This window comes from Streptomyces incarnatus (assembly GCF_001027185.1).
GTDB classification, from domain to species: domain Bacteria; phylum Actinomycetota; class Actinomycetes; order Streptomycetales; family Streptomycetaceae; genus Streptomyces; species Streptomyces puniciscabiei.
Genome location: NZ_CP011497.1, coordinates 2,694,304 through 2,706,794, shown reverse-complemented (window position 1 = coordinate 2,706,794; position 12,491 = coordinate 2,694,304). Strand labels below are relative to the sequence as shown.

General features: G+C 73.4%; 15 protein-coding genes. 10 read left to right on the top strand and 5 right to left on the bottom strand.

Features of this window, described 5'->3' with window-relative positions; genetic code table 11:
• The first annotated feature begins 125 nt into the window (after positions 1 to 125).
• Entirely contained in the window at positions 126 to 986 is an 861-nt protein-coding gene (locus ABB07_RS11870) for a thioesterase family protein (RefSeq protein WP_208898689.1), read from the top strand.
• 321 nt (positions 987 to 1,307) lie between these two features.
• Here the strand turns inward: ABB07_RS11870 and ABB07_RS11865 are convergent, their stop codons facing one another.
• Positions 1,308 to 1,910, bottom strand: a complete 603-nt coding sequence (locus tag ABB07_RS11865) for a TIGR03086 family metal-binding protein (RefSeq protein WP_208898688.1) — start codon at positions 1,908 to 1,910, stop codon at positions 1,308 to 1,310.
• A gap of 130 nt (positions 1,911 to 2,040) precedes the next feature.
• On the opposite strand from ABB07_RS11865, the gene ABB07_RS11860 reads away from it, so the two are divergent.
• Together ABB07_RS11860 and ABB07_RS11855 are read left to right on the top strand one after the other, a co-directional pair.
• The gene (locus ABB07_RS11860; RefSeq protein WP_208898687.1) at positions 2,041 to 3,006 is read left to right on the top strand and encodes a helix-turn-helix transcriptional regulator; all 966 of its coding nucleotides are present in this window, start codon (positions 2,041 to 2,043) and stop codon (positions 3,004 to 3,006) included.
• Positions 3,007 to 3,112: 106 nt separating this feature from the next.
• A complete protein-coding gene (locus tag ABB07_RS11855; RefSeq protein ID WP_208898686.1) occupies positions 3,113 to 3,520 on the top strand; it encodes a hypothetical protein in 408 nt (135 codons plus the stop codon).
• Between the two features lie 147 nt (positions 3,521 to 3,667).
• On the opposite strand, the gene ABB07_RS11850 is transcribed toward ABB07_RS11855, so the two are convergent.
• Positions 3,668 to 4,294: a TetR family transcriptional regulator gene (locus ABB07_RS11850; RefSeq protein ID WP_208898685.1), complete on the bottom strand. Its 627-nt coding sequence runs from the start codon at positions 4,292 to 4,294 to the stop codon at positions 3,668 to 3,670.
• A gap of 145 nt (positions 4,295 to 4,439) precedes the next feature.
• On the opposite strand from ABB07_RS11850, the gene ABB07_RS11845 reads away from it, so the two are divergent.
• The 3 genes from ABB07_RS11845 (at position 4,440) to ABB07_RS11835 (ending at position 6,575) form a co-directional block, all read left to right on the top strand.
• On the top strand, positions 4,440 to 4,607 hold the full coding sequence (locus ABB07_RS11845; protein WP_208898684.1) for a hypothetical protein: 168 nt from the start codon (positions 4,440 to 4,442) through the stop codon (positions 4,605 to 4,607).
• A 32-nt stretch (positions 4,608 to 4,639) separates the two neighbouring features.
• Complete coding sequence (locus ABB07_RS11840) at positions 4,640 to 4,918, top strand: DUF4190 domain-containing protein (RefSeq protein ID WP_208898683.1); 279 nt, start codon at positions 4,640 to 4,642, stop codon at positions 4,916 to 4,918.
• A gap of 487 nt (positions 4,919 to 5,405) precedes the next feature.
• The gene (locus ABB07_RS11835) at positions 5,406 to 6,575 is read left to right on the top strand and encodes a cysteine desulfurase family protein (RefSeq protein WP_208898682.1); all 1,170 of its coding nucleotides are present in this window, start codon (positions 5,406 to 5,408) and stop codon (positions 6,573 to 6,575) included.
• Positions 6,576 to 6,877: 302 nt separating this feature from the next.
• Here the strand turns inward: ABB07_RS11835 and ABB07_RS11830 are convergent, their stop codons facing one another.
• Positions 6,878 to 7,531 carry an N-acetylmuramoyl-L-alanine amidase gene (locus ABB07_RS11830; protein ID WP_425264709.1) on the bottom strand — a complete coding sequence of 218 codons (654 nt, stop codon included), beginning with the start codon at positions 7,529 to 7,531 and terminating at the stop codon, positions 6,878 to 6,880.
• A 197-nt stretch (positions 7,532 to 7,728) separates the two neighbouring features.
• Between ABB07_RS11830 and mnmA the strand changes: the two genes are divergently transcribed.
• Positions 7,729 to 8,853, top strand: coding sequence for a tRNA 2-thiouridine(34) synthase MnmA (mnmA, locus tag ABB07_RS11825; RefSeq protein WP_208898681.1), 1,125 nt, complete (start codon positions 7,729 to 7,731; stop codon positions 8,851 to 8,853).
• Between the two features lie 44 nt (positions 8,854 to 8,897).
• Here the strand turns inward: mnmA and ABB07_RS11820 are convergent, their stop codons facing one another.
• Together ABB07_RS11820 and ABB07_RS11815 are read right to left on the bottom strand one after the other, a co-directional pair.
• Positions 8,898 to 9,680 (bottom strand): alpha/beta fold hydrolase, encoded by a 783-nt coding sequence (locus ABB07_RS11820; protein WP_208898680.1) that lies wholly within the window; start codon positions 9,678 to 9,680, stop codon positions 8,898 to 8,900.
• 37 nt (positions 9,681 to 9,717) lie between these two features.
• Positions 9,718 to 10,041, bottom strand: coding sequence for a DUF427 domain-containing protein (locus ABB07_RS11815; protein WP_055708124.1), 324 nt, complete (start codon positions 10,039 to 10,041; stop codon positions 9,718 to 9,720).
• Positions 10,042 to 10,117: 76 nt separating this feature from the next.
• On the opposite strand from ABB07_RS11815, the gene ABB07_RS11810 reads away from it, so the two are divergent.
• From ABB07_RS11810 to ABB07_RS11800, 3 genes are all read left to right on the top strand, one after another.
• Positions 10,118 to 10,657: an LOG family protein gene (locus ABB07_RS11810; RefSeq protein WP_208898679.1), complete on the top strand. Its 540-nt coding sequence runs from the start codon at positions 10,118 to 10,120 to the stop codon at positions 10,655 to 10,657.
• A 7-nt stretch (positions 10,658 to 10,664) separates the two neighbouring features.
• Entirely contained in the window at positions 10,665 to 11,363 is a 699-nt protein-coding gene (locus ABB07_RS11805) for an SDR family oxidoreductase (RefSeq protein ID WP_208898678.1), read from the top strand.
• A 111-nt stretch (positions 11,364 to 11,474) separates the two neighbouring features.
• Entirely contained in the window at positions 11,475 to 12,482 is a 1,008-nt protein-coding gene (locus tag ABB07_RS11800) for a methionine synthase (protein ID WP_208898677.1), read from the top strand.
• Positions 12,483 to 12,491: the final 9 nt, after the last annotated feature.

Sequence of the window (12,491 nt, the reverse complement as noted above, 5' to 3'; positions counted from 1 at the left end):
CCGGGGTTGTGGACGTGTCCGGACACTTACTTAGAAATTGCCGGAACCTCACCCGGGAGGCGGATCCGGCCCGGTCGCACAAGGAAAAGCTACCGCTTAGTAATTTCCTGTTGTACCGTTCATCCATGCCAGAAGCAGCTTCCGCCCGGGCCACGCGGGCCGTGATCGGCGACAGCGAGTTCGACCGCGACACCGCGGTCACCCGGCGTGCGCCCGGCGTCTACGACATCGACCTCTCGGCCGGCTGGACCATCATCAACGCCGTCAACGGCGGCTACCTGCTGGCCGTACTCGGCCGGGCCCTCGCGGACACCCTGCCGCACCCGGACCCCTTCACCATCTCCGCGCACTACCTCACCGCGTCCCACCCCGGACCGGCGGTCGTCCGCACCCAGACGGTCCGCACCGGCCGCAGCCTCTCCACCGGCCAGGCCTCCCTCTACCAGTACGACGACGAGGGCAACGAGGTCGAGCGCATCCGCGTCCTCGCCTCCTACGGCGACCTCACTACCCTCCCCGACGACGTCCGTACGACGGCGACGCCGCCGGCCATCCCGCCCCTGGACCAGTGCTTCGGCCCGGCCGACGCCCCCGCCCCGGTCGAGGGCAGCTCCGCGATCGCCGACCGCCTGATGCTCAAGCTGGACCCGGCGACCCTCGGCTGGGCCCTCGGCGCGCCCTCCGGGAAGGGTGAGATGCGCGCCTGGTTCGGCCTGGCCGACGGCCGCGACGCCGACCCGCTGTCCCTCCTGCTGGCGGTGGACGCCCTGCCGCCCACGGCCTTCGAGCTGGGCCTGAAGGGCTGGGTCCCCACGGTCGAGCTCACCGTCCACGTCCGCCGCCGCCCGGCCCCCGGCCCGCTGCGCGTGTCCATCACCACCCGCAACCTGGCCGGCGGCTTCCTCGAGGAGGACGCCGAGGTCTGGGACACCGACAACCACCTGGTCGCCCAGTCCCGCCAACTGGCCCGAGCAAGGCTCACCTGACCCGCTCTCCGACGGCCCGGCGGATCGGATGCGGCCGGGCGAGACCTTCGGGGGCGGGCGCACGAGGGCCCACGGCGGGCCTGGCGGTCGGGCTCGGCTGCCGGGAGGGCCCCGATGCGTGTGGCCGGCCGGTACCGCTGCGGCTCGGCGGGCAGTGCCGGGCGTGCACCCTCCTGTCCGCCGCCTCTTGGCCGCCGCGACGGTGAGCGACCACGACGGTGGCGACCGGCGGTGCCGGACCGGCCGTGACCCGCTGTCCTGGACCGGACGCGGCGGGGTCCGGCGGTGCCGGACCGGCCGTCATCCGCTGCTTCGTGTGGGTCAGGGGCGGTTCAGCGGGGTGCGGCCCAGCCAGGCTGCCAGCTGTTCGTACGCGCCGGCGGTCTCGGGGGACTCGCGGCGGTCGTCGAAGGGCGTCTCGGCGTCGCGGGGCCGGGAGTCGGGCAGGACCGCGCGGGCGGTGGCGAGGGCGAACCCGGCGAGCTCCGGGTCGAGTTCGAGCGGGTGGCCGATGGCCTCGGCCAGGTCCCAGGTGTGGGTGACGATCTCCATGACATACCCGGAGAGCGCCGCGTGGCCCGGTACCTCGCCCCACGGCACCCGCACCGGGGACGTCATCCGCGCGTCACTCTCCCAGGCCTTCAGGACGCGGACGCGTACCTCGTCGTAGGCCGCCGCCCAGCCGTCGTCCGCGACCCCGTGGGCGGTCGGCTCCACCGCCATGCCGTCGCCGCCCTCGCCGACCACCGCGATCCGCCGGGTGCCGCCGACGATGTGGCCCAGCAGGGCCCGTACGTCGAACTCGGAACAGGGTGTCGGCGCGGCGAGGTCTTCGGGGCGCACCGTCTTGATGAGGGCCGCCGCCTGCTCGGTGGCGCGGGTGTACACGGGGCGCGGGTCGGTGAAACCGGTGGTGGTGGTCATGGTGTGCCTCTCTGTTTCCCCGGGAGCCGATGGGTCGGCTCCGGGAGTCGGTAGAACGAGGATCGCCCGATAACCTGACATCCGCCGTCAACATTTGCGGGAAGCTCGCCGAGGGCGGGATTCTGGGCGCGTGAAGTCCGACCGGCTGCTGTCGATCCTGCTGCTCCTGCAGACCCGGGGCCGCGTCCCCGCGCGCGAACTCGCCGACCGGCTGGAGGTGTCGGTCCGCACCATCTACCGGGACATCGAGGCGCTGTCGGCCTCCGGCGTCCCGGTGTACGCCGAGCGCGGCCGGCACGGCGGCATCGAACTCCTTGCCGGCTTCCGCACCGACGTCACCGGACTGACCGCCGACGAGTCCCGCGCCCTGTTCATCCTGGCCGCCCAGGGCGCGCACGCCGCGCTCGGCCTCGACGCGGCCCTCGGCTCGGCCCTGCGCAAGGTGATGGCCGCGCTGCCGGCGCCGCACCGGCCCGCCGCCGAGGTGACCAGCCGCCGCATCCTGGTGGACGCCACCCGCTGGAAGAGCGGCCCCCAGCAGGCCGTCGACCTGGAGGTGCTGCAGGACGCGGTCTTCGCCGACCGGCGCCTGCGGCTGCGCTACCGGCACAGCGGGGAGCGGGAGCCACGGACGTACACCGTGGACCCGTACGGCCTGGTCGCCAAGGCCGGTGTCTGGTACCTGGTCGCCGACCGGCGCGGAGCGCCCCGGCTGTTCCGGGCCGACCGGATCCGCTCGGCCCGGCCGCTGGACGAGCCGGTGCGGCGCCGGCCGGGCGTCGAACTCGCCGATGCCTGGGAGGTGCTGCGCCGCCAGGTGGAGGAGCAGCAGGGCGGGATCGAGGTCACCGTGCGGGTACGGCGCGAGCGGTTCGACATGTTCCAGCGGGTGGCCGCCGCCCAGCTGACGGCGGTGCCGGACGACGACGGCGAGAGCGAGTGGGTCACCGCCCGGCTCACCTACCCGGTGCTGCGCGCGGTCCGCCAGCTCCTCGGGTTCTCCGACCAGGTGGAGCTGCTGGACCCGCCCGAGGCCCGCGCGGAACTGCTGGCGGGGGCCCGTTCCGTCACGGCCCTGTACCAGCAGGGCCCCTGACCCCGGATTGACAGCCGGCGGACAGCACGGGCCCAAGTACCGCCCAGAAAGCGTTGGTTGAGTGCGGCCCCTCAGGACTTTCTCATCCTCACCGGAGCTGACTCTCATGAAGCGTGCCCGTCTCGTCCCCGCCGTCGCCCTGCTGGCGCTGTCCCCGCTGCTGCTGACCGCGTGCGGCTCGGGCGACTCGTCCTCCTCCCATGGCAACTCCGGTCAGCAGCAGGCGTGTCAGGCACCGTCCGGCATGCCCACGGGCGGCACCGGCCGCCGGCCGAGTGGGAGGCCGACCGGGGCACCCTCGGGCGCGCCGTCGGGAGCGTCCACCGCGAGGCCGACCGGCACGCCCAGCGGTGCGCCCTCGGGCATGCCGAGCGGCGCGCCCGGCAGCCAGGGTGGCCAGGGCGGTCAGGGTGGCCCCGGCGGCGGCCCGGGCGGCGGCTGCGGCGGTCCGGGCGGGGGCCAGGCCGGGGGCCAGGCGGCGGGGCAGTCCGGCGGGCAGGCCCAGCAGGGTTGAGGCCGAGGCCGGGGCCCGGCGCCGTACGACGGCCGTACAGCGGTCGCGCGGCGCGGCCGTACGGCGGTCGTACGACGGCGGGGGCAGCGCGCACGGGTGTGCCGCCCCCGCAGGTGCCGTGCCGGCCCCGCTCGTGCCCGGGGCGGCTCAGTCCAGCCAGTGGCCGCGGCCGATGGAGATGAGCCGCAGCTGCCGGGTGGCGAGCTGGGTGACGCGCTCCCGCTCCTCCGCCGGCGCCTCCAGGGCCTCCAGGAACAGCGAGGCGGTGATCAGCATCTGGTCGACGTAGAGATGCGCCAGCATCAGCAGGTCGTCCTCGCTCCAGCCCGCGGCCTGGGGGTCCTTGGCCAGCTCGGCCTTCACCTCCTCGGCGAACCGGACCAGTTGGGCCCGGATGGCCTCCCGCACCGGCTGCACCCCGCCGTGCCGTTCCCGGGCGATGAACCGGACGTGTGCGGGGTACTCGTCCACGTGACGGGCGATCAACTCGATGGCGCGCGTGATGCGCTCCTCGCTGTCGCCCGCCGTGGACACCGTCGTCCGCACCATCGGGTGCAGGCTGCCCAGCGCCTCGTCGACCAGCGCCACACCGAGGTCGGCGGTCGAGCGGAAGTGCCGGTAGAACGCGGTCGGGGCGACGCCGACGGCCCGGGTGACCTCGCGCAGGCCCAGGCTGCTCAGGCTCTGCTCCTCCAGCAGCGCGAGCGCCGCGTCGAGGAACGCCTGCCGGGTCTTCTGCTTCTGCGCCTGCCGGATGCCGAGGGTGTGACTCATGTCATCCAGTTAACAACTGTTCTCTGGAATTGGGAAGCCGAGAAGCGCGCTAGCATAGAAGTCAGTGAACAACTGTTACTACAACTGTTCACCGAAATTTCACACCGGCCCTACACGAGGCATCTAGGAGGGGGGATCCGATCCCATGCTGTTCCTCGTCGCCGCACTCATGCTGCTCGGTGTCGTGCTGGGCACCGTCGCCCACGCGCCGCTGACCGTCACCGCCGCCGTAGCCGCCGGCATCGCCGTCTGGCTCGCCGTCTTCGCGATTCGCGAGCGCCTCGGCCGCCGGCGCCGTACGTCGGCCAACTGACCGTCCGCCACGACTTCCAGGAGCTGAGCACCATGCAACTCACCGCACCGGTCACGAGCGGAAACGACACCCGCCCGGCCCCGCGCGACGCCGACGGCATGGCCGTGGCGTCCTTCATCCTGGGCCTTCTCGGCCTGCTCGTCCTCAACGTCTTCCTCGGCCCGATCGCCATCGTCCTGGCCGCCGTCTCCCTCTGGCGCGGCACCGCCCGCCGCGGCCGGGCCCTGCTGGGCCTGACCCTGGGCGTGGCCGACCTGGCCGTCCTGGCCATCGCGATGGAGGTCTCCCACACGCTGTCGTGGAGCCTGTGAGCCGGGGCGGCACCGCCTGACGAAGCCGGCCCCGAGGACGACGGGGCGCCCGTCCAGGAACCGCCTGCTCCCCGCCGCTCCACCACCGGCGACACCCGCCCCGGGAACCCGCCCGGCCTCCGCCGCCCGCACCGCGGGGGTACCCACCCCACCCACACCACCGTGGGGGTACCCGACCCGCGACCGCCGCCGGGACACGCGACCTGTGAGCGTCGCGTCCGCCGCCGTCGCGGCCCGCCTCGCCACCACCGTGGGGTACCCGACCGCCACCGTCGCCCGGGATGCCCGCCCCGCCGTCGTCGCGGGAAAACGGACCCGCCACCGTCGCCGTGGGGGTAGCCGACCGCCGGCACCGCGGCCACCGCCGTGGGAGGCCCGCCTCGCCACGCACGTCCAGGTGCGACCCCGGCGAGACGCACGGCCGGCGAAGCCAACTCGTACGGCCCGAGCCAACCGCGAGGCCCCGGCGCCGTAGAATCAGCACACCATGGCTTACCTCGACCACGCCGCGACCACCCCGATGCTCCCGGAGGCGGCAGAGGCCCTGACCGCCCAGTTGAGCATCACGGGCAACGCCTCCTCCCTTCACGCATCCGGCCGGCAGGCGCGCCGCACGGTCGAGGAATCCCGCGAAACCCTCGCCGAAGCGCTGGGCGCCCGCCCCAGCGAGGTCGTCTTCACCTCGGGCGGCACCGAGGCCGACAACCTCGCGGTGAAGGGCCTGTACTGGGCCCGCCGTGCCGCCGACCCGGCCCGTACCCGCGTCCTGGCCAGCCCGGTCGAGCACCACGCCGTCCTCGACGCCGTCCACTGGCTCGGCGAGCGCGAGGGCGCGACGGTCGAGTACCTCCCCGTCGACACCCACGGCCGTGTCCACCCCGACGCCCTGCGCGAGGCCATCGCCCGCGACCCCCACGACGTCGCCCTGGTCACCGTGATGTGGGCCAACAACGAGATCGGCACGATCCTGCCGGTGCGTGAACTGGCCGAGGTGGCCGCCGAGTTCGGCATCCCGATGCACGCCGACGCGGTCCAGGCCGTCGGTCAGGTCCCCGTCGACTTCGCCGCCTCCGGCCTCGCCGCGATGACCGTCTCCGGTCACAAGATCGGCGGCCCGTACGGCATCGGCGCGCTGCTGCTGGGCCGTGACCAGACCCCCGTGCCCGTCCTGCACGGCGGCGGCCAGGAGCGGCACGTCCGCTCCGGCACCCTCGACGTCCCCGCCGTCGCCTCCTTCGCCGTCGCCGGCCGGCTCGCCACCGAGCGGCGGGAGTGGTTCGCCCGGGAGATCGGTGCCCTGCGCGACCAGCTGGTCGCGGCGGTCCGCAGCGCCGTCCCGGACGCGATCCTCGGCGGCGACCCGGCGCCCGAGGGCCGGCTGCCGGCCAACGCGCACTTCACCTTCCCCGGCTGCGAGGGCGACTCCCTGCTCCTTCTGCTGGACGCCCAGGGCATCGAGTGCTCGACCGGCTCCGCGTGCACCGCGGGGGTCGCCCAGCCCAGCCACGTCCTGCTCGCCACCGGCACCGACCCGGACCTGGCCCGCGGGACCCTGCGCTTCTCCCTCGGCCACACCTCCACGCAGGCGGACGTCGAAGCGGTCGCCAAGGCGATCGGCCCGGCGGTGGAGCGCGCCCGCGCGGCCGGACTCAGCTGAGCACACGAAAGCGACCGCCGAGGGACATGAAGGCGGCCGCTGAGCACACTAAAGCGACCTACGAGGCGGGTTCCCTTCGCCGGCATTGTCCGGATCAGGTTCCAGGGGTCGCCGTCAGGTCCAGTCCTTGCGACCTTTCGGCCTCTCAGCCCGAGCGTCGATGTCGGCACCAGCGGAAACGGTGTTCCTCCTTCAAGAAACAGGAATCTCTCGCTGACGTCGGCTACTCCGCTTGGGCTCCCTCACTCGTCTCGTAGGTCTTGCAAACAGGATAGAACCGCCCCTACGGGACAAAAAAGGCCCTAGTTCTTGATTTTTTGCAGGTATCGCTCCCAGTCCCAGTGCGGCCCGGGATCGGTGTGGTCCGTCCCCGGCACCTGAACATGCCCGATGATGTGCTCACGGTCCACGGGTATGCCGTACCGCCCGCATATCGCCGCCGTCAGCCGCGCCGAGGACGCGTACATGGCGTCCGTGAACGAGGAGGCGTCCTGCACGAAGCCCTCGTGCTCGATGCCGACACTGCGCTCGTTGTACTCCCGGTTGCCCGCGTGAAACGCCACGTCCAGCTCCCGTATCAGCTGGGTGATCCGGCCGTCCCTCCGCACGATGTAGTGCGCCGCCGCGCCGTGCGCCGGGTCCTGGAAGGCCTTCACCGCGCTCGCGTAGCCGCCCTGCGTGACATGGACGACGACCCGGTCGACCGCGTAGTCGTCCGGCCGGTCGGCCCGCCGGTAGTTGGCCGGGGAGGCCGGCACCCAGCGCGCGCCCCGGAAGTCCACGGCCCCCGCCACCCGGGGCTTCTCCACCCCCGGCAGCCGCCACCACAGGTGCGTCAGCTCCGCACGGGCCAGCGCGGCCGTGCCCACGGCGGCCGCCGCGCCACCGACGAGCAGGGCCCGCCGCCCCAGCCGCCGGTCCGCGTCGCCCATGAGCCGCCGGTCCGTGTCACTCATGCCCGCCCCCCGTTCGCGCCGTGTCCGCCCCGTCCGCGCCCCGGGCCGCGTCGTGTCCGCCCGGTCCGCCGGGCTCGCCCCGTCCGTCGCGCTCGCCCTGCTCGTCGCGCTCGCCCTGCTCGTCGATTTCCGGCCTTGTGATCGTCAACGGATATCCGGCCGTCCCGGTTCCCGCGGGCCCGTACCCTGGAAGGGCTATGACTGAGACCCCGCAGCGCCCCCTCCGCGTCCTCGCCGCCATGTCCGGTGGAGTCGACTCCGCCGTAGCCGCCGCGCGTGCCGTGGAAGCCGGCCACGACGTCACCGGCGTCCACCTCGCGCTCTCCGCGAACCCGCAGTCCTTCCGGACCGGCGCGCGGGGCTGTTGCACCATCGAGGACTCCCGTGACGCCCGCCGCGCGGCCGACGTCATCGGCATCCCCTTCTACGTCTGGGACCTCGCCGACCGCTTCCGCGAGGACGTGGTCGAGGACTTCGTCGCCGAGTACGAGGCCGGCCGCACCCCCAACCCGTGCCTGCGCTGCAACGAGAAGATCAAGTTCGCCGCGCTGCTCGACAAGGCGCTCGCGCTGGGCTTCGACGCGGTGTGCACGGGGCACTACGCGAAGGTCGTGCTGCGCGAGGACGGCTCCCGGGAACTGCACCGCGCCTCCGACATGGCGAAGGACCAGTCGTACGTCCTCGGTGTGCTGGACGAGAAGCAGCTCGCCCACGCGATGTTCCCGCTCGGCGACACGGTCACCACCAAGGAGGAGATCCGCGCCGAGGCCGAGCGCCGCGGGCTCGCCGTCGCCAAGAAGCCCGACTCGCACGACATCTGCTTCATCGCCGACGGCGACACCCAGGGCTTCCTGGCGAAGCGGCTCGGCAAGGCCGAGGGCGACATCGTCGACGAGTCCGGCACCAGGCTGGGCACGCACGAGGGCGCGTACGGCTTCACCATCGGCCAGCGCAAGGGCCTCAGGATCGGCACCCCGGCCCCCGACGGCAAGCCCCGCTACGTCCTCGACATCTCCCCGGTGACGAACACGGTGACGGTCGGCCCGGCCGCCTCTCTGGACGTGATCGGTCTGACGGCGATCAAGCCCCGCTGGTGCGGCACCGCCCCCACCGGCCCCGGCACCTACACCGCCCAGCTGCGTGCCCACGGCGGCGAGACGGAGGTCACCGCGGAACCGGTCGACGGCGAGCTGCGCGTGCGCTTCGCCGAACCGGTCCGCGGCGTCGCCCCCGGCCAGGCGATCGTCCTGTACGACGGCACGCGCGTGGTCGGCTCGGCCACGATCGCGTCGACCACGCGCGCGACGACCGCGGCGGTGTAGGCGCGCCAGACCCCGCGACACCGGGAGGATCCAGACGACAGGGCCTACCCGGCCACGAACTCCGCGAGCACCGGCCCCAGCACCTCCGGCTCCACCATGTGGGTCTGCCCCGGAAGCACCCGGTAGGTGCCCTGGGGCACCGCCTCCGCCACGGCCTGGCTCGCCCTGTGCATCCACTCCGGGCTCGCCCCGCCCGCGACCGCCAGCACCGGCACGGAGATCTCCGCGAGCCGGTCCCCGGGGAGCAGGCCGTCGCCCATGACGGTGTCGTCGTAGGCGAGGCTCGGCGCGACGGCCTCCATGCCGGCCCACATCGGCGACTGGCGGGCGCCCTGGATCATCTCCTCGGCCAGGCCCGTCAGCCGCAGGAACAGCTCCACCGCGTCCCCGCGCCGGCCTTCCGAGAGCGCCTTGTTCAGCTGCTCCTTGTACACGGCCTCCCGCTCGGCACCGCCCGGCAGGTAGTCCGCGTACGGCACCTCGTACACGGCGGCCCGGGCGGCCGGCAGCCCGCTCGCCACCGCCCGCAGCACCAGCGCGCCGCCCGAGGAGACCCCGAACAGCGCCGCCTCGCCTCCCACGGCGTCGATCAGCGCGGCCAGGTCCTCGACCTCGCGCTCGACCGCGTACGGCTTCGTGTCACCGCTCTCGCCGCGGCCCCGACGGTCGTAGACGACGGCCGTGCAGCGGTCCGCGAGCCGCTGGGCCAGGGGCGCCACGGTGCCGCCGGTGGACATCGCGCCGCTCACCAGGATCACCGTCGGCCCCTGACCGGTCACTTGGTACGCGAGGGTGGTGCCGTCCCGCGAAGTCGTCTTCTTGTCCATGTCGGTGCAGACTGCCGTACCGGCACGGACTCATCGCTCACGACACGTCGACGTCGTAGAAGCAGAAGTGATCCTTGATCTCCGCCACCCCCGGCTTGGGATCCGGGTACGCCCACACCAGGTCCGGCGCGTCCGGCAGCGACCAGTAGGACGCCGTGCCCTTGAAGGGGCACACGGTGTGCGTCTCGGAGGGGGTCAGCAGATCGAGGCGCACGTCCTCGGCGGGGATGTAGTACCGCTCCGGACAGCCCGTCTCGCGCAGCACCAGCCCCCGGTCGGTCTCCGCGAGCACCTGGTCGCCGTGCACCACGCGCACGTGCCGCTCGCTCTTCTCGATGGTGATCGTGTGTCCTTCGGCCATACAGGGACAGCAACGGCGGCCCCGCGCTTCTTCCCGCCCGGCACCGCCCGTGCGGCGAGGCCGTACGGTAGGGGCCATGAACATCTGCGTCTTCCTGTCCGCCGCCGACCTCGACGAGCGTTACACCCGCCCCGCCCGCGAGTTCGCGGAACTGCTGGGCAAGGGCGGGCACACGCTCGTCTGGGGCGGTTCCGACGTCGGCCTGATGAAGGTCGTCGCCGACGGGGTGCAGGAGGCGGGCGGCAGGCTGCTGGGCGTGTCCGTGGAGTTCCTCGCGAACAAGGCGCGGCCCGGCTCCGACGAGATGGTCGTCGCCGCCGACCTCGCCGAGCGCAAGAAGCTGCTGCTGGACAAGGCCGACGCCGTGGTGATCATGGTGGGCGGCACCGGCACGCTGGACGAGGCCACCGAGATCCTGGAGCTGAAGAAGCACGGCCGCACCGACAAGCCGGTCGTCCTGCTGAACACCGCGGGCTTCTACGACGGCCTCAAGCAGCAGTTCCGCCGCATGGAGGACGAGGGTTTCCTGCCCCGTCCGCTGGCCGAGCTGGTGTTCTTCGCGGAGGAGCCGGTGGGGGCGCTGGCCTACCTGGAGGAGCAGCTCGGCGTCCACTGATGCGAGCATGGCGGGCATGGCTACTCATGTGATCACCGGGGCCGGTTCCGGCATCGGCGCGGCCGTCGCCCGCCGTCTGCACGCGCGCGGGGACGAACTCGTGCTGCACGCGCGCGACGCGGGCCGCGCCAAGGAGCTGGCGGCCGAGTTCCCCGGCGCCCGCACCCTGGTCGGCGACCTGGCGGACCCGGACCGGCTCTCGTGGGCGTTCTCCCACCAGACCCTCCCGGACCGCGTGGACTGTCTGCTGCACATCGCCGGAGTCGTCGACCTGGGCGAGGTCGGCGAGCTGACCCCCAAGGCCTGGCACCACCAGCTCAACGTCAACCTGATCGCCCCCGCCGAGCTGACCCGGCACTTCCTGCCGCAGCTGCGTGCCGCCCGCGGACATGTGATCTTCGTCAACTCCGGCGCCGGCCTCAACGCCCACGCCGGCTGGTCCGCGTACGCCGCCTCCAAGCACGGCCTGAAGGCCCTCGCCGACTCCCTGCGCGCGGAGGAGCACGCGAACGGCGTCCGGGTCACCTCCGTCTACCCCGGCCGCACGGCCAGCCCGATGCAGGCCAAGGTCCACCGGCAGGAGGGCAAGGAGTACGACGCCTCGCGGTGGATCGACCCCGAGTCGGTCGCCACGACGATCCTCATGTCCCTCGACCTGCCCGCGGACGCGGAGGTCAACGACCTGACGGTGCGTCCGGGACGGTGACCGCGGCAACCGGTGCCGAGATCCGCGACCGGCCGGCGGAGGCCGGGCCGAGGACCGGCACCGCACACCGAGGGGGCGGAGTGCCCCGGGGGTTCGGCATACCCTGCCGGGGTGAGTGAGAACACCCAGTTCACGTTCCCGGGAGCCACCGGCGTCGGGTCCATGCCCGGCAGCGACGCCAGGGAAGCCGCCAAGACAGTGGCCGGCAGCTTCGAGGACTTCCCGTTTCTGCCCGAGCTGCCCGCGCGCGGGCCCGGCGCCGACATGATCGGCCGTACCGCGGGGATGCTCGTCGAGCTGTACGCGCGCGTGGAGCCCAGCGGCTGGCGCGTCGGGGACCGGCCGGGCCGGGACACCAAGCGGGCGCGGTCCTGGCTGGGGGAGGACCTGGACGCGCTGGAGGAGTTCACCCAGGGCTACGAGGGTGACCTGAAGGTACAGGCGGTCGGGCCGTGGACGCTGGCCGCCGCGCTGGAACTGAGGAACGGCGAGGCCGCCCTGTCCGACCCCGGCGCCTGCCGTGATCTCGCGGCCTCCCTCGCCGAGGGGCTGCGCCTGCACCTGGCCGAGGTCCGCCGCCGCGTCCCCGGCGCCCGGATCGTGCTCCAGCTCGACGAACCCTCCCTCACCGCCGTCCTGCGCGGACAGGTCCGCACCGCCAGCGGCTACCGCACGCACCGCGCCGTGGACCGGCAGGTCGTGGAAGCCACCCTGCGGGATGTCGTCGGGGCGCACGGCGACGGGCCGGTGATCGTCCACTCCTGCGCCCCCGACGTGCCCTTCGCCCTGCTGCGGCGGGCCGGCGCGGCCGGCGTCTCCTTCGACTTCTCGCTGCTCACCGAACGTGACGACGACGCGATCGGCGAGGCCGTCGAGGGCGGCACGCGGCTGTTCGCCGGTGTCGTCCCCGGCACGGACGGCCCATTGTCAGACCCTGCCGGTAGCGTCATGGGTGTCAGGACGCTGTGGCGCAGGCTGGGGCTGCGTCCGCAGCTGCTCGCGGAGGCGGTCACGGTCACCCCGGCGTGCGGTCTGGCGGGCGCTTCCCCTGCCTACGCACGCCAGGCGCTCGCCCACTGCGTCCGGGCGGCGAGATCCCTCGCGGACAACCCAGAGTAACGGGAGGAC